Origin of the sequence: Phenylobacterium sp., from assembly GCF_030651185.1 — a bacterium.
In the GTDB taxonomy this organism is placed as follows: Bacteria; Pseudomonadota; Alphaproteobacteria; order Caulobacterales; family Caulobacteraceae; genus Phenylobacterium.
Window position 1 is genome coordinate 52444 of the sequence record NZ_JAUSCJ010000012.1, and the last position, 23847, is coordinate 76290.

At 68.0% G+C, this 23847-nt stretch carries 22 protein-coding genes; 17 read left to right on the top strand and 5 right to left on the bottom strand.

Going from position 1 to position 23847, the window contains the following annotated elements; all coding sequences use genetic code 11:
• Positions 1–28: 28 nt before the first annotated feature.
• From gatA to Q7J39_RS04300, 3 genes are all read right to left on the bottom strand, one after another.
• Positions 29–1501, bottom strand: coding sequence for an Asp-tRNA(Asn)/Glu-tRNA(Gln) amidotransferase subunit GatA (gatA, locus tag Q7J39_RS04290; RefSeq protein ID WP_304820783.1), 1473 nt, complete (start codon positions 1499–1501; stop codon positions 29–31).
• A gap of 4 nt (positions 1502–1505) precedes the next feature.
• Positions 1506–1793 (bottom strand): Asp-tRNA(Asn)/Glu-tRNA(Gln) amidotransferase subunit GatC, encoded by a 288-nt coding sequence (gene gatC / locus Q7J39_RS04295; RefSeq protein ID WP_304820785.1) that lies wholly within the window; start codon positions 1791–1793, stop codon positions 1506–1508.
• 79 nt (positions 1794–1872) lie between these two features.
• Entirely contained in the window at positions 1873–4155 is a 2283-nt protein-coding gene (locus Q7J39_RS04300) for an ATP-binding protein (protein WP_304820787.1), read from the bottom strand.
• Between the two features lie 622 nt (positions 4156–4777).
• On the opposite strand from Q7J39_RS04300, the gene Q7J39_RS04305 reads away from it, so the two are divergent.
• Complete coding sequence (locus Q7J39_RS04305) at positions 4778–5860, top strand: hypothetical protein (RefSeq protein WP_304820789.1); 1083 nt, start codon at positions 4778–4780, stop codon at positions 5858–5860.
• 76 nt (positions 5861–5936) lie between these two features.
• Here Q7J39_RS04305 and Q7J39_RS04310 read toward each other — a convergent pair whose 3' ends face one another.
• The gene (locus Q7J39_RS04310; protein WP_304820791.1) at positions 5937–6368 is read right to left on the bottom strand and encodes a DUF6326 family protein; all 432 of its coding nucleotides are present in this window, start codon (positions 6366–6368) and stop codon (positions 5937–5939) included.
• A 132-nt stretch (positions 6369–6500) separates the two neighbouring features.
• Entirely contained in the window at positions 6501–7160 is a 660-nt protein-coding gene (locus Q7J39_RS04315; RefSeq protein ID WP_304820793.1) for a class I SAM-dependent methyltransferase, read from the bottom strand.
• Between the two features lie 86 nt (positions 7161–7246).
• Here Q7J39_RS04315 and Q7J39_RS04320 point away from each other — a divergent pair, with 86 nt between their 5' ends.
• From Q7J39_RS04320 to rpmG, 16 genes are all read left to right on the top strand, one after another.
• Entirely contained in the window at positions 7247–8122 is an 876-nt protein-coding gene (locus tag Q7J39_RS04320) for a LysR family transcriptional regulator (protein WP_304820795.1), read from the top strand.
• Between the two features lie 190 nt (positions 8123–8312).
• Positions 8313–9353 carry a hypothetical protein gene (locus tag Q7J39_RS04325; RefSeq protein WP_304820798.1) on the top strand — a complete coding sequence of 347 codons (1041 nt, stop codon included), beginning with the start codon at positions 8313–8315 and terminating at the stop codon, positions 9351–9353.
• 71 nt (positions 9354–9424) lie between these two features.
• On the top strand, positions 9425–9901 hold the full coding sequence (gene ruvX, locus Q7J39_RS04330; protein WP_304820800.1) for a Holliday junction resolvase RuvX: 477 nt from the start codon (positions 9425–9427) through the stop codon (positions 9899–9901).
• A gap of 318 nt (positions 9902–10219) precedes the next feature.
• Positions 10220–11197: an aspartate carbamoyltransferase catalytic subunit gene (locus tag Q7J39_RS04335; RefSeq protein WP_304820802.1), complete on the top strand. Its 978-nt coding sequence runs from the start codon at positions 10220–10222 to the stop codon at positions 11195–11197.
• Positions 11197–11778, top strand: a complete 582-nt coding sequence (locus Q7J39_RS04340; protein WP_304820804.1) for a TIGR00730 family Rossman fold protein — start codon at positions 11197–11199, stop codon at positions 11776–11778. The genes Q7J39_RS04335 and Q7J39_RS04340 overlap by 1 nt, the downstream gene beginning before the upstream one ends.
• Positions 11775–13067 (top strand): dihydroorotase, encoded by a 1293-nt coding sequence (pyrC, locus tag Q7J39_RS04345; protein ID WP_304820806.1) that lies wholly within the window; start codon positions 11775–11777, stop codon positions 13065–13067. Before Q7J39_RS04340 ends, pyrC begins: the two co-directional genes overlap by 4 nt.
• A gap of 58 nt (positions 13068–13125) precedes the next feature.
• Positions 13126–13428 (top strand): helix-turn-helix transcriptional regulator, encoded by a 303-nt coding sequence (locus tag Q7J39_RS04350; protein ID WP_304820808.1) that lies wholly within the window; start codon positions 13126–13128, stop codon positions 13426–13428.
• Positions 13429–13431: 3 nt separating this feature from the next.
• Positions 13432–13974, top strand: coding sequence for an AAA family ATPase (locus Q7J39_RS04355; RefSeq protein ID WP_304820810.1), 543 nt, complete (start codon positions 13432–13434; stop codon positions 13972–13974).
• Positions 13975–13999: 25 nt separating this feature from the next.
• Positions 14000–14641 (top strand): glycerol-3-phosphate 1-O-acyltransferase PlsY, encoded by a 642-nt coding sequence (gene plsY, locus Q7J39_RS04360; protein ID WP_304820812.1) that lies wholly within the window; start codon positions 14000–14002, stop codon positions 14639–14641.
• Positions 14638–15738 carry a DNA-processing protein DprA gene (gene dprA, locus Q7J39_RS04365; RefSeq protein ID WP_304820814.1) on the top strand — a complete coding sequence of 367 codons (1101 nt, stop codon included), beginning with the start codon at positions 14638–14640 and terminating at the stop codon, positions 15736–15738. The genes plsY and dprA overlap by 4 nt, the downstream gene beginning before the upstream one ends.
• A 354-nt stretch (positions 15739–16092) precedes the next feature.
• On the top strand, positions 16093–18756 hold the full coding sequence (gene topA, locus Q7J39_RS04370) for a type I DNA topoisomerase (RefSeq protein WP_304820817.1): 2664 nt from the start codon (positions 16093–16095) through the stop codon (positions 18754–18756).
• A 6-nt stretch (positions 18757–18762) separates the two neighbouring features.
• Complete coding sequence (locus tag Q7J39_RS04375; protein ID WP_304820819.1) at positions 18763–19899, top strand: AAA family ATPase; 1137 nt, start codon at positions 18763–18765, stop codon at positions 19897–19899.
• A 63-nt stretch (positions 19900–19962) separates the two neighbouring features.
• Positions 19963–20364 (top strand): GFA family protein, encoded by a 402-nt coding sequence (locus tag Q7J39_RS04380; RefSeq protein ID WP_304820821.1) that lies wholly within the window; start codon positions 19963–19965, stop codon positions 20362–20364.
• A 53-nt stretch (positions 20365–20417) separates the two neighbouring features.
• A complete protein-coding gene (gene rnr, locus Q7J39_RS04385) occupies positions 20418–22727 on the top strand; it encodes a ribonuclease R (RefSeq protein WP_304820823.1) in 2310 nt (769 codons plus the stop codon).
• Positions 22728–22790: 63 nt separating this feature from the next.
• Positions 22791–23522, top strand: a complete 732-nt coding sequence (locus Q7J39_RS04390) for an NUDIX domain-containing protein (RefSeq protein WP_304820825.1) — start codon at positions 22791–22793, stop codon at positions 23520–23522.
• Positions 23523–23626: 104 nt separating this feature from the next.
• Complete coding sequence (rpmG, locus tag Q7J39_RS04395; RefSeq protein WP_215340033.1) at positions 23627–23794, top strand: 50S ribosomal protein L33; 168 nt, start codon at positions 23627–23629, stop codon at positions 23792–23794.
• Positions 23795–23847 lie beyond the last annotated feature (53 nt).

A 23847-nucleotide genomic window follows, 5' to 3' on the forward strand; every position in this document is an offset into this window, starting at 1 on the left:
CCGCCGGCGACGGCGGGGGCCTTTTTCGTCACCACCAGCGGCTGGGCTTGGCGCGGAAATCCGCAGCCTTTTCAATGGCTCCGCCGAGGGAGAACAGGGTCCCCTCGTCCAGCGCCTTGCCGATCAGTTGGAGGCCCAAGGGCAGGCCCTTGTGGTCCACGCCCGCCGGGATGGACATGCCGGGCAGGCCCGCCAGGTTCACCGTCACCGTGAAGATGTCGTTGAGGTACATGGCCACCGGATCGTCGGCGTTCTCGCCCAGGGCGAAGGCGGCCGACGGCGCGGTGGGGGTCAGCAGGGCGTCGACCTTCTGGAAGGCCTGGTCGAAGTCATCGGCGATGCGGCGGCGGACCTTGAGCGCCTTGACGTAATAGGCGTCGTAATAGCCGGCCGACAGCACATAGGTGCCGATCATGATGCGGCGCTTCACCTCGGTCCCGAAGCCGGCGGCGCGGGTGTTCTCGTAGGTCTCGGTGAGGTTGGCTCCCTCGACGCGCAGGCCGTAGCGCATGCCGTCATAGCGGGCCAGGTTCGACGAGGCCTCGGCGGGCGCCACGATGTAATAGGCCGGCAGGGCGTACTTGGTGTGCGGCAGGCTGACCTCGACGATCTCGCAGCCGGCGTCCTTCAGCCAGGCGATGCCCTTTTCCCAGAGCTGTTCGATCTCGGCGGGCATGCCGTCGACGCGGTATTCCTTGGGAATGCCGATCCGCAGGCCCTTCACAGACTTGCCCACGAAGGCGGGGAAGTCGGGGACCGCGATGTCCAGGCTGGTCGAATCCTTTGCGTCGTGGCCGGACATCGACTTCAGCAGGATGGCGGCGTCTTCCACCGTCTTGGCGATCGGCCCGGCCTGGTCCAGGGACGAGGCGAAGGCCACCACGCCCCAGCGCGAGCAGCGGCCATAGGTCGGCTTGATCCCGACCGTGCCGGTGAAGGCGGCGGGCTGACGGATGCTGCCACCGGTGTCGGTGGCCGTGGCCCCCAGGCAGAGGTCGGCCGCCACGGCGGTGGCCGAACCGCCCGACGAGCCGCCGGGTGTCAGCTTGGCGTCCGAACCCTGGGCGCGCCACGGATTAACCACCGGCCCGAAGGCGCTGGTTTCGTTGGACGAACCCATGGCGAACTCATCCAGGTTGAGCTTGCCCAGCATCACCGCCCCATCGCGCCACAGGTTGGCGGTGATGGTGGATTCGTAGGTGGGGACGAAATTGCCCAGGATGTTCGAGCAGGCGGTGGTGCGGACGCCTTCGGTGCAGAACAGGTCCTTGATGCCCAGCGGCGCGCCGTCCAGGGCGCCGGCCTGCCCCTTCGCCCGGCGGGCGTCGGAGGCGGCGGCCATGTCGAGGGCCTTGTCCGGGGTTTCCAGGACGTAGGCGTTCAGCGGCTTGGCGGCGGCGACAGCCTCGATGTGGGCCTGGGTCAGCTCCACCGAGGAGAAGGACTTGTCGGCGAGGCCCGTGAGCGCCGCCTTGAGGGTCAGGGAGGTGAGGTTGCTCATGATCCTACTCGACCACCTTGGGGACAACGAAGAAGCCGCCGACGGTCTTGGGGGCATTGGACAGCACGCGGGCGGAGTCGCCGCCCTCGGTGACCACGTCCTCGCGCATGGGGGCGGCCACGGCGACGGCCGAGGTCATCGGCTCCACGCCGTCGGTGTCCACTTCGGCCAGCTGCTCGATCCAGTCCATGATGCCGCTGAGCTCCCTGGCCAGCGGTTCGATCCGGTCTTCGGGCTCGGCGATGCGGGCCAGTCTGGCGACCTTTCGGACGGTCGCCGCGTCGATGGCCATGGGGGCCTCCTGATTGTTCGATGCAGGGGTTAGCCGCGCGGCCCCGCCTTTGACAAGCGATCCCTGAGGGGAAACCGCCTCAGGCGGCCTGGACGGCTGTTTGCGCGGCGGCCTGAGCGGCGCCGTCGAGGGCGCTTGCGATGGCGGCGAACAGCTTCTCGGCCTCGATGGGCTTTGCGACCACGCCGCTCATGCCGGCGGCCAGGTATTCGGCCACCTGCTCGGACATGACATTGGCGGTGACCGCCACGATGGGGGTGGGGGCCGCCCCGCGCTTGGCCTCGCCCTGGCGGATGGCCAGGGTCGCCTCGACCCCGGTCATCTCGGGCATCTGGATATCCATCAGCACCAGGTCGAAGGCCCCGGCGGCGAACATCTCGGCCGCCTCGCGCCCGTTCTCGGCGAGGGTGAGGTCGACCCCGAAGGGCTCCAGCAGGGAGGTCAGGATCAGCTGGTTGGTCTTGTTGTCCTCGGCGGCCAGCACCCGCAGCGGCGGCGCCTCCCCCTCGGGTTCGAGGTCGGCCAGGGGATCTGCGGCGGGCTCGGCCGGCGCGGCGCCTGACAGCTTCACCAGCGGAACCTCCAGGGTGAAGACCGAGCCCCTGCCCTCCTCGCTGGCCACGGAGACCTTGCCGCCCATCAGGGTCGCCATTTCGCGGGCGACGGAGAGGCCCAGGCCCATCCCGCCGGCCGCCCGCGTGGCCGAGGCGTCCACCTGGCTGAAGGCCTCGAACACCTCCTCGATCCACCGGGCGGGAATGCCGACACCGGTGTCGGCGATCCGGAAGCGGACGACGCCGTCGCCATGGTCCACGGCCACCGTGACGCCCCCCTGTGGCGTGAACTTCACGGCGTTGGAGACCAGGTTGGACAGCACCTGGGTCAGCCGCCGGGCGTCGCCGCGCCAGCGTCCCTGGCTCTCGGCGGCCACGGCGATGTCGAAGGTCAGGCGCTTGGCGCCCGCGGCCTTGGCGTCGGCGGCGCAGGCGGCGCGCACCAGGGCGCCAAGGTCGAAGTCCCGCGCCTCCAGGCTCGCGGGGTCGGCCTTGGAGATCTCCAGGATGCCGTTGAGGATCTTCAGCAGGGCCTCGCCCGACTCGCGGATCACCGCCAGGCGCTGGCCGTGGGCGGCGTCGGCCGGCTCACGCGCCATGATCTGCGCCATGCCCAGGATGCCGTTCAGGGGCGTGCGGATCTCGTGGCTCATATTGGAGAGGAAGTCGCTCTTGGCGCGGTTGGCGGCCTCGGCTTTTTCGGTCGAGAGCTTCAGGGCGCGCTCGCGTTGGGCGATGCCCTGGGCCATGGCGTTGAAGCTGCGCTCCAGGGCGCCGATCTCATCGGTTCCGGCCGCCTCGACCTGAACCGTCTCGCCGCGTTCCAGACGCGCGGCGGCGTCGCGCAGGGCCAGCAGGGGCCGGGTGACGTTGCGGGCCAGGGCCCAGCTGCCGGCGGCGATCACCCCGACGCCCAACAGGGCCAGCAGCAGCAGGGCCCCCAGCAGCCAGCTATAGGGTTCCAGGGCCTGGGCCAGGGGATAGCGCAGCAGCAGGACGACGCGGTCCTGGGCGATGGCGGCGAGCGGCTGGATGACCGCGACGGCGGGGCCGATGCGGGTGACGCTGGCCTGGCGCCGGGACTTGGGCGCGTCGAGGAAGGCGCTGACCGCCTCCAGCTCGGCGGTGGAGGCCGCCCAGGTGTTGGCCTTCCAGCCGCCGTCGGCGCCGCGCACCAGCACCACCGGCTGCAGGGGAATGGCCGAGAGCTGCTCCAGGGCCTTCATCTCGGCCTGGTCCAGGCGGACGGCGAACACCACCCAGCCGCTGAGCATGGGAGTCAGGATGGGAGCGGCGACCGCCTGATAGGGGGCGCCGGCCATGACGAAGACCCCGGAGGCGGCGTCCTGCCCGGCGATGGCCTGGAGCACCGCGTCGTTGGGACGGGCGCGCGACCTGCTGGACGCGGTGAGGACCCGTCCGTCGAGGCCCACCACGAAGGCCGCATCGATGCCGAGGCGGGCGCGCAGGTTGTCGAGGGCCGACTGGATGGTGGCCGCGTCCTGGGTCGCCACGGCGGCGCGGAAGCCGAAGTCGCGGGCCAGCACATTGGCCCCGCTCTCCAGCTCGCGGGCGCGCAGGGTCCAGATGCGGTCGAAGACCTGGCCGCTGGCCGCCAGCTCGTCACGGACGATGCGCTCGGCGTTGCGGGCCACGGCGGCGTAGACCGCCGAGAGGATCACGAACAGGATGGCGACGAACAGCCCGGCATAGAGCACGGTCAGCTTGGCGCGCAGGTGGGTGAAGCGGGGCGCGCGCAGCGGCGCGCCACGTGCGAACATCCCCGCCAGGTTCGGAAGCTTGGGCATTCCTGTCCGTCATCCCAGGGCGGCGACCGCCACCTGAAGTCGAGCGATGAGTAGGCTTCAGATTCTAAGGTCCGGTGAACGCCGTTCGCGCAGGGTGCGGCAGGACGCCGCGGTGGGGGGCGAGATGGGCTACTCGGGATTTCGCCTCAGGCGGTTACCGGGCCGCGGTGGCGCTGTCGCACTGGATAAGCGCCTCGGTAACAAGGAACTCCGAAGGACAAATGACGCGGGTTCGAAAGAAGAACCTAGCCAGCATTGGGTGCGTGCGCATAGCGTAGATTGTCGTCTGCGAACGCGGACCATCAAGATCCGCCTCAGTACGACAATGCGGGGGGCGCATGACAACTCTACCGGACACTCTTCTTCGCGGCGAGCGTGCACGCCTTTTCCCAGTTCTGGCGGACACCTCACGAGAAGGGAGAACGTTGTCTATCTTCCTTGCGTGTCTTGAGACCGTGCCGGAATTCGGACGTGCGCTTCTATCCGATATCAACGTGAAGACCGGAGCCAAGACACAGATCGAGACCTACACCGAAGTTGTCTTGAAGAAGGGCGATGACAAGCAAGCCTACCGGCCAGACGGCCTTATCGTGGTCAAATCTGGCAGCAACAGTGGTCGGCGTTGGTTGAGGCGAAGGTCGGAAATGTTGACCTTACGACTGAGCAGGTGGAGGGCTATCTAGACCTCGTTCGCCTGAACGGCGTCGACGCGCTGATCACGCTGTCCAACCAATTTGCATCTCTTCCTACCCATCATCCGATTGTCGTCACCGGCGCTGCTCGGAAGAAAGTTCCCCTCTTCCACTGGTCGTGGATGTACGTCGTGACCCAATCAACCTTGCTGCTGAGCAACGATGAACTGGTTGATCGCGAACAACGAGTGATCCTTCGGGAGATGAATAGATTCCTTCTCCATCCCAGCTCGGGCGTCAAAGGCTTCGATCAGATGCCCGCCAGTTGGTCCGACGTGGTCGCCAAGGTTCTGGCCGGAGGGGCGATTTCAGCGACTTCACCGGAAGTAAAAGAGATCGTTGGCGCATGGCATCAAGAGGTGGGTGACCTCAGTCTTGTGTTGAGCCGTCAGTTGGAACTGCCAGTCGATGTGCGTATGCCCAAAGCGCATGCCGCCGATCCGACTGAGCGACAAAAAGCAGATCAAAGAGAACTCGCGCAGGAGACACAGCTAACCACCAGTTTGGTGGTTCCGGACACAGCAGCGCCCATCCGCATCTGCGCCGATCTTCGCTCGCGCTCCATCACCATTTCGATGTGGCTGCGTGCGCCCGACGAACCCAAGAGCGCCAAGGCCCGCCTCAACTGGCTGCTGAAGCAGCTACAGAAATCTGACCCGAACGGCCTACATATTCGCTGCTATTGGCCAGGCAAGACGGCCGCCACTCAACAGACGCTAGAGGCCTTGCGTGCCGATCCTGATCTAGTCAGCCGCGATCGTGAGGGACAGGCGCTTCAGTCTTTCGAAGTGCTGTTCTTCAAGGATCTGGGCGCGAAATTCGGCCAGCGCAAAATCTTCCTTACCGAACTCGAAGCAGCTGTGCCGATCTTCTACAGCCAAGTGATGCAGCAGGTGAAAGCCTGGCAGGCAAAGGCTCCCCGCTTAAGGGAAGACAAATCCGAGCCGCAGGATGTCAGTCCGGCAGCTCTGCTGCACGACACCGAGCTTGAAGCGCTTGCCGGTGACGCCTAACCGGACCGGATTTCCTGCTGTCCGAGAATGGTGTTCCTGTCCCCCTATTCCCGCGCCTTTTGCGAAGAAAAGGTCTTCAAATTTCAGCACGAGGCCATTTCCATGCATAGCGAATAACCAGCAAGAGAAGACCGATTTCTACAGAGGCGCCGAACGCCATATGTATCCACGCCTCACCGACCAGATTGACCAATGTGTAAGGAATATAGATCGTCGCCACGACTAGGTTTGTCCAGCGACTTACTTTAGCTGACAAGGCGACGGACAGGAAAATCATCAGGGCCGGAATCGCCACAGAGGCGAGCGCAACCAAGAGATAGGCTTGAGTGATATCAAATACAAAAACCTTGCGGGCCAGCAAATCTTCCAGTGATCCCGGCATGTACAGGTGGAAATAGTCTACATAGATGTAGAGAAACATAAAGCTCGCCCACAGGGCTGCCAGTTTCAGTTTCACACTGACCTTGATTTCCTCAAGTGCGCTTTGTTGTGTTGTTTGCGCACTCATATTATTCGCCCTTATTATCTAACGTCTACCGAGATAGACCGTAATTCGCGACGGCGCAGGCCGACCAGACAGATGGCGGCCGCAAGCAACAGGCGCGGAATGGTTGTTCCCAAAGAGATGCGCCAAGGCTTGCTAGGGCGCAGCCGGCGCCTCGGACCGTTTGCGGGCCACGATGCAGGGACGGCGATCATTGCCCTTGGTGGCGTGGTTTTCGGTAGCGAGGATGTCGAAACCGGCTGAGCTGACCAGCTTGCAGAGTTCGGCCTGGCTGAAGACGCTGACATAGGGCGCCAGGCCGATGGCGCGCATGCCCGGCAACAGGACAAGGCTCAGGAGCGGGTTCATGTCTCCCAGACAGGGCGTCTTGGAAATGAACAGGCCACCCGGGGCAAGCAGGGCGTGGATCCGGCGTAGCGTTCCCGGCAGGCCGCGGACCATATGCAGATAGTTGAACCCCAGAACCGCATTGAACCGCCCGGTCTCGAGGGTCGAGGCCTCGGCGGTCGCGATCTGGAAGGCCAGCGCCGGGACAGCACTGGCGGCCTGCTTCTCCCTGGCGATCGCGATCATTCCGGCGGAAAGGTCGGTCGCCAGATAGCGCCGCACATCGCCGGCCAGCCGCAGCGCCGTGCTGCCGGTCCCGCAGCCCAGTTCGAGCACCTGGTCGGCCGGTCTCAGCAGCGCCCGGGTCCGATCCAGGGTGCGCTCATAGCCGCCCAGGTCAGCGATGGCGTCCTTGGCGTATTTGCGCGAGATCCTGTCCCAGAACCGCGCGTCGCTGGCTGTACTCATGCTGGAGTGCTCCTGTGCGACGCCGAATAGCATATGCGTAAATCGAACAAATTGCCGAAATTCGCAGCCATGATATACGCATATGCATGAAGGCGATGGACTGGAACCATATTCGCGCGTTTCACGCCACGGCCGCCGCCGGATCGCTGTCGGCCGCGGCGCGGCAGCTGGGTCTGACCCAGCCCACCTTGTCGCGGCAGGTCCTGGCGCTGGAGGCCGACCTCGGGGTGACCCTGTTTGAACGGCGGGGCCGCAAGCTGGTTCTGAACCAGACCGGGATGGACCTGCTCGATCACACGCGCATCATGGGTGAGGCGGCGGACACGCTCGTTCTCGCCGCCAGCGGCCGGGTGCAGGACACCGGCGGACGGGTCTGCATCTCCGCCACCGACACATATGCGGCCTATGTTCTTCCCGAGATCGTCGCGCGCATCCGGTCAGAAGCGCCGCAGATCACGATCGCGATCGTCGCCTCCAACGAGATCAGCGATCTTCACCGCGGGGAGGCCGACATCGCCATACGCCATGTGCGACCTGATCGCCCCGGCCTGGTGGGCCGGCATATCCGCGACACCGAGGCGGGGTTCTTCGCCTCCGAGGACTGGGTCGCCCGCAACGGCCTGCCCGAGCGTCCCGCCGATCTGGCCCGGGCGGAACTGATGGGCTTCGATGACCCCCGCTTCTCCGAGTTTCTGCGGGAGATCGGCATTCCGATCGCCACCGAGGATCTCCGGATCGTGTCGGAGGCCTCGGTGGTGATCTGGGAAATGGTCAAACGCGGGATGGGTGTGGCCGCGATGATGCGCGAAGTCGCTGAGCGGACGACCGGCGTGGTCAATCTCTTGCCGGACATGGCGCCGATTCCGGTCCCGATCTGGCTGGTCACCCATCAGGAACTGCAATCCAGCCCTCGCATCCGCCTGGTCCAGACGATCGTGGCCGAGGAGCTGGCCCGGATGTAGGGGCGGGCCTTTCGGGTACGGCGCGCGGGATAGCCGCGCCGGCCGCCAACGCCTATGGAAGGTCATGGCCGTCGTCGATCTCCGACCCCGCCAGATCTCGTTCAAATCACGCCGTAGCCCCATCGTGGATGGAGCTAGTCACGCCGCCAAGCTCGTGTAGGTTGCGGCGCAGTCGGGTTCGGGGGGCGTCATGGGCTACACAATCACCATCGCCACGCCGCTGCCGCTCGCGCTTCGCGAGACCGCGATAAGGCTACAGCCGGCGCCGGACGCCAACGGCCATTGGGATCAGAGCGCCGAGTTCCGCCCCCAGTCCAATATCGGGGCGAGCGACATCTTCGCGATTCAGCTGACGGCCGGATCCAAGATCGAGATTTACAACCTGAACCTCTGGGTACGCCCCGGGGGGCTGGTTCTTTACGATCAGGACGGCGTGAGCCTGGCGCAGGATTCCGGCTCCCAGCCCTATTCCGAGGAACTGTCGGGTTTTGTGGCCCCCTATACGGGCCTCTACTTCATCAACGCCCTGTGGAGCCCGAACACGAAGCCCGGCGAGGCGCTGATCCGCGTTCGGGTCGACCTGCCCGGCGCACCCACCGAGGGCGACGATGATCTCGCCGGCCGGTCCATCGTCGGGGGTGGCGGAGACGACACCGTCACCGGAACGGTCTGGGACGATTTTCAGCGGGGCGGCGCGGGCGACGACCAGCTGTTCGGCGAAGCTGGCTTCGACGACCTGCACGGAAACATGGGCGATGACACCGTCTATGGCGGGTACGGTTACGACTGGGTCGTTGGCGGCCAGGGAAACGATCTGCTGAATGGGGACGGGCCGTACAGCTATGGCCTGAGCGGAGATCTGGTTTTCGGCAATATGGGGGATGACACCCTGATCGGCTCGTATGGCGACGATCTGCTCCGCGGGGGCCAGAACAACGACGAGCTCAAGGGGGATAGCGGCGCCGACTTTCTCTCCGGCGACCGGGGCGACGACACCCTGTCGGGGGGCGCCGGGCGGGACATCTTTCATACCTTCGCCGGGGCCGGCGTCGATCGGGTGCTGGATTTCTCGGTCGCCGAGGGCGACCGGGTCAAGTTCGAGCAGGCCGGCACGGCCTACGTCCTGCGCCAGGTCGGCGCCGATACGGTCATCGAGCTCGAAGGAACCCAGATGATCCTGGTGGGGGTCGAGGCTTCAACCTTGCCCGTCGGCTGGCTGATCTCGGGCTAGGCGTCGGTCCGGTAGCGGCCCGGCCAGCGTCACGGGTTGGCGGCGCGGGGCCCGAACGCCTATGGAAGGCCATGGCCGTCGTCGACATCACAGACCTCCCCCCTCTCCTGCCCCGCTACGGCGCGCTCGTGGGGCTCGACCTGGGGGAGAAGACCATCGGGGTGGCGGTGTCGGACACCACGCGGATGGTGGCCAGCCCCCTGGAGCTGATCCGCAAGACCAAGTTCACCGACGACGCGGCGGCGCTGTTCAAGCTGATGGACGGGCGCGAGGTGGCTGGCATCGTCATCGGCCTGCCGGTGAACATGGACGGGACCGAGGGGCCGCGCGCCCAGTCCAGCCGCGCCTTCGCCCGCAACCTGCTGCGCCTGCGCCCCGAGCTGGTGATCGTCTTCTGGGACGAGCGGATGAGCTCGATGGCCATCAACCGCTTCCTGATCGAGGAAGCCGACATCAACCGCGCACGCCGCGCCGAGGTGGTGGACAAGATGGCGGCGGGGTGGATTTTGCAGGGGGCGTTGGAGCGGTTGCGGGGGTTGGGGGCCTAGGCGCCCCCTCACTGATCCTGGAGTCGATCTCATCTCAAGTCGCACCGATGTCCCTTCTCCCCTTGCGGGAGAAGGTGGCCGGTCGGAGACCGGTCGGATGAGGGGTCGCACTCCCCTCTCCGCAAATCATCCAGCCGCCTAACCCGATAGGTCTATCGACCCCTCATCCGACCCTGCTCCGCAGGGCCACCTTCTCCCGCAAGGGGAGAAGGACGCACCTAGCATTCGCGCTAGCGGCGCGCTTTCCGCCGCAGACCTGTGGGCGAATAGGCGAGTTCGCTTGGCGCCGTGCGCGGCCTCCGTTACGACGCGCCTTTAATGACAACTTTGCCCCCTGGTCTGAACGAGGTTCTTGGCAGAACCTTCCCGTTCCCGCGGCGACACTTCCTGTCGGTCACCGATTTGAACGAGGTGGAGGTGGCCAGCCTCCTCGACCTCGCCGACGGCTTTGTGTCGCTCAACCGCCAAACCTCCAAGAAGCTCGACCTGCTGAAGGGTCGGACGCTGATGAATCTGTTCTTCGAGAATTCGACGCGGACCCAGAGCTCCTTCGAGCTGGCCGGCAAGCGGCTGGGGGCCGATGTCGTGAACATGAGCCCGCGCTCGTCGTCGATCTCCAAGGGCGAGACCCTGATCGACACCGCCGTGACGCTCAACGCCATGCAGCCGGACCTGCTGGTGGTGCGGCACGCCTCCTCCGGCGCGGCCAGCCTGCTGGCGCAGAAGGTCACCTGCTCGGTGATCAACGCCGGCGACGGGCAGCACGAGCACCCGACCCAGGCGCTGCTGGACGCCCTGTCCATGCGGCGCGCCTTCGGGCGGATCGCGGGCCTGCGGGTCGCCATCTGCGGCGACGTCCTGCACAGCCGCGTGGCGCGGTCCAATGTCAGCCTGCTGCAGATGCTGGGCGCCGAGGTGCGGCTGGTGGGGCCGCCGACCCTGATGCCGGCGGCCGTCGACCGCTGGAAGGCGGAGGTGTTCCACAACATGCGCGAGGGCATCGAGGGCTGCGACGTGGTGATGATGCTGCGCCTGCAGCTGGAGCGCATGGACGGGGTGATGGCCCCGTCGCAGCGGGAGTATTTCCGGTTCTACGGGCTGGACCGCGAGAAGCTGGCCTGCGCCGCGCCGGGCGTCCGCGTCATGCATCCGGGCCCCATGAACCGGGGCGTGGAGATCGATTCCGACGTCGCCGACGACCTGACCGTCAGCCTGATCCAGGATCAGGTGGAGATGGGGGTGGCCGCGCGGATGGCGGTGCTGGCCTCCATGGCCGCGCGGCTGGACAACGCCTGATGCGCGCGGTGGGGGTGTTCTGCGGCGCGAGCCCGGGCGGCGACCCGGCCTATATGGCCGCGGCGCGGGCAATGGGGGCGGCGATCGCCGGCCGGGGCCTGGCGCTGGTCTATGGCGGGGCCAAGGTCGGGCTGATGGGCGGCCTGGCCGACGCGGCCCTGGCGGCCGGGGGCGAGGTGTTCGGGGTGATGCCCGAGGCGCTGATGGACAAGGAGATCGCCCATACCGGCCTGACGCGGCTGGAGGTCGTGCCCTCCATGCACGAGCGCAAGGCGCGGATGGCGGAGCTGTCCGACGGCTTCGTCGCCCTGCCCGGCGGGGTGGGCACGATGGAAGAGATCTTCGAGATCTGGACCTGGGGCCAGCTGGGCTTTCACGCCAAGCCGGCGGGGTTCCTGAACGTGCTGGGCTATTTCGACCACCTGCGGGCCTTTGTGGACCACGCGGTGGGCGAGGCGTTCCTGAAGGCGCCGCACCGCGACATGCTGGTGTTCAGCCAGGACTGCAGGGAGATGCTGGACGCCCTGGCCGCCTACAAGCCCCCCAAGGTCGAGAAGTGGATCGGACGGCAGGAACTATGAGCGCGCAGCCGACCGCCTTCATCAATGCCCGCATCGTCGACCCGGCCAGCGGCTGGGACGGCCCCGGCGCCCTGCTGGTGCGCGACGGCAAGATCGCCGACGTGGTGCATGGGGGCGACCTGGGAACCCTGTCACCCGATATCGAGATCATCGACGCCCGGGGCGCCATGCTGGCGCCGGGCCTGGTGGACCTGCGGGTCAAGACCGGTGAGCCCGGCTCTGAGACCAAGGAGACGCTCAAGTCGGCGGGCCTGGCGGCGGCGGCCGGCGGGGTCACCTCCATTGTGCTGCAGCCTGACACCGACCCGGTGATCGACGAGGCCTCGGTGGTGGACTTCATCCTGCGCCGGACGCGCGACATCGAGCTGGTCCACGTCTATCCGGCCGGCGCCGCCACCAAGGGGGCGCGGGGCGAGCGGATGGCCGAGATCGGCCTGATGGCCGAGGCCGGCTGCGTCTATGTCACCGACGCCGACCGGCCGATCGTCGACTCCAAGGTGCTGCGCCGGGTGCTGGCCTACGCCAAGAGCTTCGGGGTGCTGGTGGCCCACCGCCCGGCCGATCCGTGGCTGAGCGCCGGCGCGGCGGCCACAGAGGGCGAGTTCGCCGGCCGCAACGGCCTGCCCAGCGTGCCGCCGATCGCCGAGAAGATCATGCTGGAGCGGGACCTGGCCCTGGTGGAACTGACCGGGGCGCCGTTCCTGGTGGACCAGGTGACGACAGCCTGCGCCCTGGAAACCCTGGCGCGGGGCAAGGCCAGGGGCCTGCCGATCACCGCGACGACCTCGATCAACCACCTGTCGTTCAACGAACTCGACATCGGCGACTACCGCACCTTCATGAAGTTCGACCCGCCGGTGCGCAGCGAGGACGACCGCCAGGCGGTGATCGAGGCCCTGGCCAGCGGCCTGATCGACATCGTGGTCTCCGCCCACGCCCCCGCGCCGGCCGAGGACAAGCGCCTGCCCTATGACGAGGCGGCGCCGGGCGCCATCGGGCTGCAGACCCTGCTGCCGGCCCTGCTGGCCTTCCACCACGACGGGCGCATCCCGCTGATCGACCTGATGGCCGCGGTGACCAGCAAGCCCGCGAAGCTGCTGGGCCTGAACGCCGGGACGCTCGCCAAGGGCGCGTCCGCCGACCTGGTGCTGTGCGACCTCAATGCGCCGATCGTCATCGACGCCGACAAGCTGCGCTCGAAGTCCAAGAACTCGCCCTTCGACGGACGGCGGCTGCAGGGCGAAATCCGCATGACCCTGGTGGACGGCCGGGTGGTCTACCGGGTCTGAGGTTGTCTCGGGACCGGCCGCGACCTAGGTTCGGGGCGAAGCTTAGGCAATTGGCGATATGACGAACGCACTCGCCTTCAAGGCCCTCGGCAACGACCGCCGGCTGCAGATCCTGGCCTGGCTAAAGGACCCGCGCGCCAACTTCCCGCCGCAGGTGGACGGCGACCTGGTGGCCGATGGGGTCTGCGGCGTGCGGATCGCCGAGAAGCTGGGGGTCAGCCAGCCGACCCTGTCGGAGCACATGCGGGTGCTGACCCAGGCGGGTCTGGTGACGCCCAAGCGGATCAAGCAGTGGACCTTCTATCGCCGGGACGAGGCGGCGCTGGCCGCCCTGACCGCGGCCCTGGCCGACGAGGTCTGAGGCGTGCGGCTGGTGGTGATGGTCTCGGGCGCGCCGGGGGCGGGCAAGTCGACCCTGGCCTTGCCGCTGGCGCAGGCCCTGGCGATGCCCCTGCTCTCAAAGGACGTGATCAAGGAGCGGCTGGCCGACGTGCTGGGTCAGCGGGCCGAACCCGAGGTCTGGACCCAGGCGCTGGGCAGCGCCTCGATGGAGCTGATCTGGACGCTGGCGGCGCTGTCGCCCGCCGTGGTGCTGGAGGCCAATTTCCGGCCCAAGAACCCCTACGAGCGGCGAATGCTGAGCGGCCTCGGCGGCCGGCTGGTGGAGGTCTATTGCCGCTGCCCGCCAGAAGAGGCCAGCCGGCGCTATTCGGCGCGGTCGATGATCGGGGAACGCCACGCCATCCACACCCTGCGCGACCTGCCCGCCGCCCTGCTGGCGGAGTACGACGGGCCGGTGGGCCTGGGCGCGGTGATCGAGGTCGACACCACCGTGCCGGTGGAAATCGCCGCCCTGGCCGCCAGCGTCCGCGCGCTGCTGGATGACGAGAGCGATCCGGGCAGCTAGGCTCTCGGCAATTGGGGGGAACCACATGCTTGAGTCACTCAGTCCCGTACTGATCGCCGCCGCCGTCTTCGGGGGCTATCTGCTGGGCTCCATTCCCTTCGGCGTCATCGCCACCCGGATGGGGGGCGCGGGCGACGTGCGCAGCATCGGCTCGGGCAGCATCGGGGCGACCAATGTCCTGCGCACCGGCCGCAAGGACCTGGCGGCCATCACCCTGCTCGGCGACGGCGGCAAGGGCGCGGTGGCGGTGCTGATCGCCTGGCTGGCGACGAAGGACGGGCCGCAGGAGGCCCAGAGGGTGCTGATCGCCCTGGCCGCCGCCAGCGCCTTCCTCGGTCACCTGTTCCCGGTCTGGCTGAAGTTCAAGGGCGGCAAGGGGGTGGCCACCTTCTTCGGCACCCTGCTGGCCGCCGCCTGGCCGGTGGGGATCGCGGCGGGCGCCACCTGGCTGGTGGTGGCCTTCCTGTTCCGCATCTCGTCCCTGGCGGGGCTGACGGCGGTAGCGCTCGCGCCGCTCTACGCCTTCGTCTTCCACCGCGGGCTACCGATCATCTACCTGACACTGTTCATGGCGGTGCTGGTGTTCTTCCGCCATGCCGACAACATCCGCCGGCTGCTGAAGGGGCAGGAGCCGCGCATCGGGGCCGGCAAGAAGGACGCCGCTTGAGCCGAGCGCTGACCGAGGCCGGGCGGCGCGACTGGCTGCGGCTGGCGCGCACCGAGAACGTGGGGCCGGTCACCTTCGACCAGTTGATCGCCCGCTATGGCGAGGCGTCCGTGGCGCTGGCCGCCCTTCCCGACCTGGCGCGGCGCGGGGGGCGGGTCTCGCCGCTGGGCGTGCCGAGCGTCGAGGATGTGCAGGCCGAACTGGAAGACGGCGCGGCCCTGGGCGCGCGCCTGATCTGCGCCTGCGAAGCCGACTTTCCGCAGGCCCTGGCGGCGCTCGATCCGCCGCCACCCCTGCTGTGGGTCTGGGGTGACGCCAGCCTGCTGCAACGCTCCATCGTCGCCATCGTCGGGGCGCGAGTGGCCTCGGCGGCGGGCCAGAGGTTCGCGCGCGGGCTGGCCAGCGATCTGGGCCAGGCCGGACAGGTGATCGTTTCGGGCCTGGCGCGCGGGGTCGACGGCGCGGCGCACGAGGGTTCGCTGGCGACCGGGACCATCGCCGTGCTGGGCGGTGGGATCGCCGACATCTATCCCCCCGAGCACCGCGACCTGCATGCCCGGATCGTCGAGGCCGGCTGCGTGATCTCCGAGAGCCGGCCCAAGCAGACTGCCCAGGCCAAGGACTTCCCCCGCCGCAACCGAATCATCTCCGGGCTCTCCCGCGCCGTCGTGGTGGTGGAGGCCGAGATCCGCTCCGGCTCGCTGATCACCGCCCGCCTGGCCGCCGAACAGGGGCGCGAGGTGCTGGCCGTGCCGGGCTCGCCGCTGGACCCGCGCGCCAAGGGGACCAATGACCTGATCCGCCAGGGCGCGGCGATCTGCGAGGGCGCGGAGGACGTGCTGCGGGCGCTGGATGGGTTCGGCGGCTTCCGGGAACCCGACCAGGATCGCTATGCCGTGTCGGGCGAGCTGCCGGACCCGCAGGCCGAAAAGCTGCGGGAAACCATCGCCGATCTGCTGTCCCCCACCCCGGTGTCGCGGGACGAGATCGTGCGCGCGGCGCGGGCGCCGGCGCCCCAGGTGCTGGCGGCTCTGATGGAGCTGTCGCTGGCGGGCCGAGCCGAACTGCTGCCCGGCGGCATGGTGTCGCGCGCCTAGCTTGGCTTATCCGGCGGACCGGCAGCCGCTCGGGCGGCGTCCAACGCGGCCATCATCAGGGTTGTCGCCAGAGACCGGTAGCCCCGTGTCGAGGCCAATTCCGCCAACTGGTTCAAGACCTCTTCGATAAAGGTCGCTGTCGCCTGGGGCGAGGCCTTGGGGTTCCACTGTTCCATCTGTCTGGCATCGGACTCTAACAGATTCTAACGCCACACGCGCGGAAAGGTTGTGGCACAACCTCCCATTGCAGAGCTTGAAGTGAAATCGGCCCGTTGACAGGCCCTAGGTGGACACCCCACCTTCCGGGCCCTTGAATTTCGGGCGCTTCGGCCCTTGGACCACCCTTAAAACCGCATGAACCTCGTCGTCGTCGAGAGCCCGGCCAAGGCCAAAACCATCAATAAATACCTGGGCTCGGACTATAAGGTCCTGGCCTCGTACGGCCACGTGCGCGACCTGCCGGCCAAGGACGGCTCGGTGAAGCCCGACGAGGACTTCCTGATGCTGTGGGATGTGGACGCCAAGTCCGCCAAGCGTCTGTCCGAGATCGCCGACTTCGCCAAGACCGCCGACAAGATCATCCTGGCCACCGACCCCGACCGCGAGGGTGAGGCGATTTCCTGGCACGTGCTGGAAGTCCTGCAGAAGAAGAAGGCCGTCAAAGGCGCGATCGTCCAGCGGGTGGTGTTCAACGCCATCACCAAGTCGGCCGTCACCGAGGCGATGAAGCATCCGCGCGACATCGACATGGAGCTGGTGGAGGCCTATCTCGCCCGCCGGGCCCTGGACTACCTGGTGGGCTTCACCCTTTCGCCGGTGCTGTGGCGCAAGCTGCCGGGCTCGCGCTCGGCTGGTCGGGTGCAGTCGGTGTCCCTGCGTCTCGTGGTCGACCGCGAGATCGAGATCGAGCGCTTCAAGAACCAGGAATACTGGACCGTCGAGGCCGATGTCAGCGCCGGCGGCGACCCCTTCCTGGCCCGCATGGTCAAGCATGACGGCAAGCGCCTGACCAAGTTCGACCTGGGCGACGAGACCACGGCCCTGGCCGCCAAGGCCGCGGTGGACGGCGCGACCCTGAAGGTCGCGTCGGTGGAGAAGAAGCCGGCCCGCAGGTCCCCTGCCCCGCCCTTCACCACCTCGACCCTGCAACAGGAGGCCGCGCGCAAGCTGGGCTTCTCCACCCAGCGCACCATGCAGGCCGCGCAGAAGCTGTACGAGGGCATCGACATCGGCGGCGAGACCGTCGGTCTCATCACCTATATGCGGACCGACGGCGTGCAGTCGGCGCCCGAGGCGCTGGACGAGGCCCGTGAGGTGATCGCCGGCGTCTACGGGAAGGAATACGTTCCCGAAGCCGCCCGGATCTACAAGACCAAGGCCAAGAACGCCCAGGAGGCGCACGAAGCCATTCGCCCCACCAGCCTGACCCGCAACCCCGGCTCCCTGCGGCTGGAGAGCGACCTAGGCCGGCTCTATGAGCTGATCTGGAAGCGCATGATCGCCTCGCAGATGGAGGCCGCCCGCATCGAGCGGACCACCATCGAGCTGGAGAGCGCCGACGGTAAGACCGGCCTGCGCGCCACGGGCCAGGTGATCCTGTTTGACGGCTACCTGGCCGTCTACGAGGAAGGCCGAGACGACGACGCCGACGAGGAAAGCGGCCGCCTGCCCCAGGTCAACGAGGGCGCCGCCGCCAAGGTGATCACCGCCCGCGCCGACCAGCACTTCACTGAACCGCCGCCGCGCTATTCGGAAGCCAGCCTGGTGAAGAAGATGGAAGAGCTCGGCATCGGCCGGCCCTCCACCTACGCCTCGGTGCTGACCGTGCTGCGGGACCGCGAATATGTTCGCATGGACAAGAACCGCTTCATCCCGGAGGACAAGGGCCGGCTGGTCACCGCCTTCCTGGAGCAGTTCTTCAACCGCTACGTCCAGTACGACTTCACCGCCGCCCTGGAAGAGAAGCTCGACCTGGTCTCGGCCGGGGAGTTGAACTGGAAGGCGCTGCTGCGGGAGTTCTGGCAGGACTTCCACGCCGCCGTCGGCGAGATCGCCGAACTACGGGTGACCCACGTGCTGGACGCCCTGAACGAGGCGCTCGGCCCCCACATCTTCCCGCAGAAGGAAGACGGCTCCGATCCGCGCGCCTGCCCCACCTGCGGCGCGGGACAGCTGTCCCTGAAGACCGGCAAGTTCGGGGCCTTCATCGGCTGCTCCAACTATCCGGAGTGCCGCTACACCCGGCCCATCGCGCAATCGGCTGATGACGCCGAGGGCGAGAGCGGCGACCGTGAACTCGGCGTCGACCCGGAGACCGGCGAGATCGTGTTCCTGAAGTCCGGGCGCTTTGGCCCCTATGTCCAACTGGGTGACGGCGAGAAGCCCAAGCGCTCCAGCCTGCCCAAGGGCTGGTCGGCCCAGGCCATGGACCTGGAAAAGGGCCTGCGCCTGCTGCGCCTGCCCCGTGAGGTCGGCGCGCATCCGGAAGACGGCATCATGATCACCGCCGGCATCGGCCGGTTCGGGCCCTTCGTCCTGCACAACGGCACCTATGCCAACCTGCCCACCGCCGACGAGGTGTTCGAGGTGGGGCTGAACCGCGCCGTCACCCTGCTGGCCGAGAAGCGCGCCGGTGGCCGGGGCGGTCGCGGCGAGACCGCGGCGCTCAAGGACCTGGGCGCCCACCCGGTGGACGGACAGCCGGTGAAGGTGCTGGCCGGCCGCTATGGCCCCTACATCAAGCACGGCTCCACCAACGCCAATGTGCCCAAGGGAAGCGACCCGCAGGACCTGACCCTCGAAGAGGCGGTCAAACTGATCGCCGAGCGGGTGGAAAAGGGCGGCGGCAAGAAGCCGGTGAAGAAGAAGGCGGCCCCCAAGGCGAAGGCCGCGGCCAAGCCCAAGGCCGAGGCCGAGGCCGGCGCCACGGCGGCGGTGAAGAAGCCCGCGGCCAAGAAACCGGCCGCCAAGAAAACCGCCGCCAAGAAGCCGGCGGCGAAGAAGGCGGTCGAGGCCTAGGTTCTGATGCTGCTGCCCGTCAGCGACTTCTCCGCTTCGGGCTACCGGTCGCTCAGGCAGATCGCCTATCCGGTCTCCAACCTGGAGGTCTTCGTCGGCGCCAACGGGGTCGGCAAGTCCAACCTCTATCGGGCCCTGGAACTGCTGCGGGCGGCGGCCACCAACACCCTTGGGGCCGAGCTGGCCCGCGAGGGCATGGCGGCGGCCTTCTGGGCTGGGACGCGGCAGAAGAACCAGCCGGCGCGGATGAGCTTCTCGGTGGACCTGTCCGTGCCGGGCCGACCCGGCGTCGGCTATCGCTACGAGGTGGAGGTAGGCTTCCCCTTCCCGACCTCGCCGGCCTTCGAGACCGAGCCGCAGATCAAGACCGAGCAGCTGTCCCATCTGAGCGGGGGCCGGCCCGTGCGGCTGCTGGACCGCAAGAACGCCTCTGTGATGGCCCGTGACGAGGACGGCCGGCCGCAGGAGCTGGATATCGACCTTCTGGCCTCGGAGACCGTGCTGGCGCGGCTGGAGGACCCCGGCAAGTATCCGGGCCTGGATATCGTGCGGCGCACCCTGCTGGAGTGGCGGTTCTATCACGACCTGCGCACCGATGCCGCCTCGCCCCTGCGGCGGCCCTGCACGGCGGTGGCCAGCCCGACCCTGACCTCGGACGGCTCCAACCTGGCGGCGGTGTTCGCCACCCTGGCCCATATCCGCCAGGACACGGCGGATCTCGACGCGGTGATCGATCAGGCGTTTCCCGGCGCGCGGCTGGTGGTTCCGCAGCCGGACCGGACGGCCAGTTTCGGCATGAGCTTCCCGGACTTTCCCAGGCGCGTGTTCGAGGCCGCCGAGCTTTCGGACGGCACCCTGAAGTTCCTGGCCCTGGCCGGCGCCCTGATGGCCTACCGCCTGCCGGCCTTCGTGGCCCTGAACGAGCCCGAGTCCAGCCTGCATCCGGCGCTGATGACGCCCCTGGCGCGGCTGGTGGGCCAGGCCTCGGAGCGGTCGCAGGTCTGGCTGGTCACCCACTCCGAGGCCCTGGCCGCGCAGATCGCGGCGACCACTGTGGGCACGGTGCGGACCGTCACCAAGCAGGACGGCGCCACCACCATCGAGGGCCTGACCCGGCTGGGGACCTTCCGCGAGGATGACTGAGGGTCAGGCTTTACAGGCCCCGCCCCTCCCCTAGAGTTCACCCAACAGGTCGGGAGGACACCCATGAAACTTCAAGGCGGATGCTACTGCGGCGCTCTGCGCTATGAGGCCGAGGGCGAGCCGATGATGCAGGCCCAATGCCACTGCCGGGAGTGCCAGCACATCAGCGGCGGCTCGCCCAACGTGTTCATGGCCATGCCCATCCCCGGGTTCCACTACACCAAGGGGACCCCCAAGAGCTTCACCCGCGCCGATCTGGAGCGCCCGGTCACCCGGGAATTCTGCGCCGAGTGCGGATCCCATATCCTGGCCCGCTCGCCGGGCTTCCCGGCGGTGATCCTCAAGGTCGGCTCCCTCGACGATCCCAGCGTGTTCACCCCAGGCATGGCGATCTTCACGGTGGACAAGCAGGCCTTCCACCACGTGCCGGACGGCATTCCGAGCTTCGAGCGGCTGCCGGGCTAGACCGGGCCCAGGATTGGGGAGGCGAGGTCGGCCGTTCCACGTTACAAGGCGGCATGCCCAAGACCCGCGCGCCCAAGTCGTCCCGCTTCAAGTCCGCCGCCGCCAAGCCGACCCAGGGTCTGCCCGACCGCGAGACCCTGCTGAAGTACATCCGCGAGGCGGGTGAGACCGACAAGGCCGAGATCGCCAAGGCCTTCGGGCTGAAGGGCGCCGACCGCAAGGCCCTGCGCGAGATGCTCAAGGAGCTGCAGGAGGGCGGCGAGCTGGGCCGCCGCGGCCGCCGGGGCCTGGCCCAGGCCGGCGCCCTGCCCCCGGTGGGGGTGGTGGACGTCATCGAGAAGGACACCGACGGCGACCTGATGGTCCGCCTGACCAAGGGCGACGACACCGCCCTGGTGCGCCTGGCTCCGGGACGGGCCGATCCCACCGGGCCTGCGCCCGGCATCGGCGACCGCCTGCTGGTGCGGTTCGAGACCCTGGAGAACGGCGAGACCGAGGCCCGGCTGATCAAGAAGCTGGGGGCCAGCGTCCACAAGATCCTGGGGGTGATCCGCAAGTCCAACCGCGAGGTTCGCGTCGAGCCGGTGGACCGCAAGTCCAAGGAAAGCCTGATCCTCACCGATCCCAAGGCCCAGGAGCTGCGGGACGGCGACCTGGTCCTGGCCCAGGTCGGCACGTCCGAGCAGCGTTACGGACCGAAGCGCGGCAAGCTGCTGGAGGTGGTGGGCCGCGAGGACCAGCCCCGCGCCGCCTCGCTGATCGCCATCCACTCCCACGGCATCCCGACGGGCTTCCCGGCGGCCGCGGAGGCCGAGGCCGAAGCCGCCCAGCCGCCGACCCTGAGCGGACGCGAGGACCTGCGCCAGGTCCCCCTGATCACCATCGATCCCCCGGACGCCCGCGACCACGACGACGCGGTCTATGCCGAGCCCGACACCGACGCCGGAAACAAGGACGGCTGGGTCGTCTGGGTCGCCATCGCCGATGTCGCCGCCTATGTGCGCCCCGGCTCGTCCCTGGACGTCACGGCCCGCGAGAAGGCCAACAGCGTCTATTTCCCCGACCGGGTGGAGCCGATGCTGCCCGAGCGGCTGTCGGCGGGTCTGTGCTCCCTGCGCGAGGGTGAGAACCGCGCCTGCCTGGCCGTGCGGATGGTGTTCGACAAGTCGGGCCGCAAGAAGGGCCACAAGTTCGTGCGCGGCCTGATGCGCTCGGCCGCCAAGCTCTCCTACGAGCAGGCCCAGGCCGCCATCGACGGCGAGGCCGACGATGTGACCGGACCGCTGCTGGCGCCCATCCTGGAGCCCCTGTGGGCCGCCTACCGGTGCATGCTGCAGGGAAGGCTCGCCCGCTCGCCCCTGGCCATCGAAAGCGCCGAGCGCCGCATCCTGATCAACCCGCAGGGCGAGATCACCGCCATCACCCCGCGCGCGGCCCTCGAGGCCCACAAGCTGATCGAGGAGATGATGGTGCAGGCCAATGTCTGCGCCGCCGAGACGCTGGAGGCCAAGAAGACCCCGCTGATCTACCGGATCCACGACACGCCGAGCCAGGAGAAGGTGCAGTCCCTGGCCGAGTTCCTGGCCACCCTGGACATCCCCTGGAACAAGGGCGAGGCGCCGCGCACCGAGCGATTCAACAAGCTGCTGGCCGAGACCCGCGAGGGGCCGAACGCCGACATCATCAACGAGGTGGTGCTGCGCAGCCAGATGCAGGCGATCTATTCCACCGAGAACATCGGCCACTTTGGTTTGAACCTGGCGCGCTACGCCCACTTCACCTCGCCGATCCGGCGCTATGCCGACCTGATCGTGCACCGAGGGCTGATCCGGTCGCTGGGCTTGGGCGACGACGGGTTGAGCGACCAGGATATCAGCCAGATGAAGTCCACGGCCGAGCAGATCACCGTGGCTGAGCGGCGAGCCATGGCCGCCGAGCGCGACGCCACCGACCGCTACGTCGCCGCCTTCCTGGCCGATCGTGTGGGGGCGACCTTCGCCGGCCGGATCACCGGGGTGACGCGGTTCGGACTGTTCATCCGCCTGGCCGAGACCGGCGCCGACGGCCTGGTCCCGGTCTCCCGGCTGGGGGGCGAGTTCTTCATCCATGACGACCGCAGCCACGCCCTGGTGGGGGAACGCTCCGGCGCCCGCTGGCCGCTGGGCATGCAGGTGGAGGTCAAGCTGGTGGAGGCCACCCCGATCACCGGGGGCCTGCTGTTCGAGATGCTCAGCGAGCCGCAGCCCCGCGATCCCAACGCCGCCCGGCCGCGCCTGGGCGCCATCCGCCGCAACCCCGGCTCCTTCGACGCCAAGCGCAAGGGTGGGCCGCCCAAGGGGGTTCGGAAGGGCAAGCGGCGCTAGGCCGCACGAATTGACCTAACGGCAGGCTTCCCAGGCGGGCGGCCTGGGTCATACAGTTGTTTGATGTCAGAGAGTCAGAACGAATCCGAGAACCCGCTGGGCGGCCGCGGCAATGGCGGCGGTCCGCCCCGCAAGCCCGGTCAGAAGGCCGTGCGTCCCCGCGACGCCGCCACCCTGATCATCGTGCGCCGCGACGCCGCCAAGCCGCGCCTGCTGATGGGCAGGCGGGCCAAGGGCCACGACTTCATGCCCGACAAGTGGGTGTTCCCGGGCGGCCGAATCGACCGTTCGGACTTCAGCGCCCCCTACGCCACCGACCTGACGCCGGAGGTGACCGCCAAGCTCACCTACAACACGCCTGAGCGGCGGGCGCGGGCCCTGGCTCTGACCGCCATCCGCGAGACCTTCGAGGAGGCCGGCCTGCTGCTGGCCAAGAAGGCCCCTGAGCGGCCTGGCGCCGGTCCCTGGCGGGAGTTCCTGCAGCAGGGCGCCGCGCCGGACCTCGCGGCCATGCAGTTCGTCGCCCGCGCCGTCACCCCGCCGATGGTGGGCAAGCGCTTCGACGCCCGCTTCTTCATGGCCGAGGCCGACCGGCTGATCAGCCTGGAGCGCCAGGCCGACTGCGGCGAGCTGGACGAGATCGCCTGGGTGGACCTGGACGAGGCCCTGGCGCTCGACCTGCCCAGCGTCACCCGGTTTGTGGTGCGCGAGGTGGCCCACCGCCTTGAGGTTCCCGAGCGGCCGATCCCCTATATGCGCTTCGTCCGCAAGGGCTCGCAGATCACTCATATCTAGGCGGCGCCTGGAGGCGATTGACTTTGGGTTGCGGATTCGTATTGTCCGCGGCTCTTTAGAACCCAGCCGGCGCGACTGCGCAGCCGGCCGCGCGAGGACGTACCATGGCGAAGCCCGCCTCAATTAAGATCCGCCTGAACTCGTCGGCCGACACCGGCTTCTTCTACGTGACGAAGAAGAACGCCCGCACCAAGACCGACAAGCTGGTCATGAAGAAATACGATCCCGTCGTGCGCAAGCACGTCGAGTTCAAGGAAGGCAAGATCAAGTAGGTCTGCCGACCCACACGACAACACGAAAACGCCCGGTCGCGAGACCGGGCGTT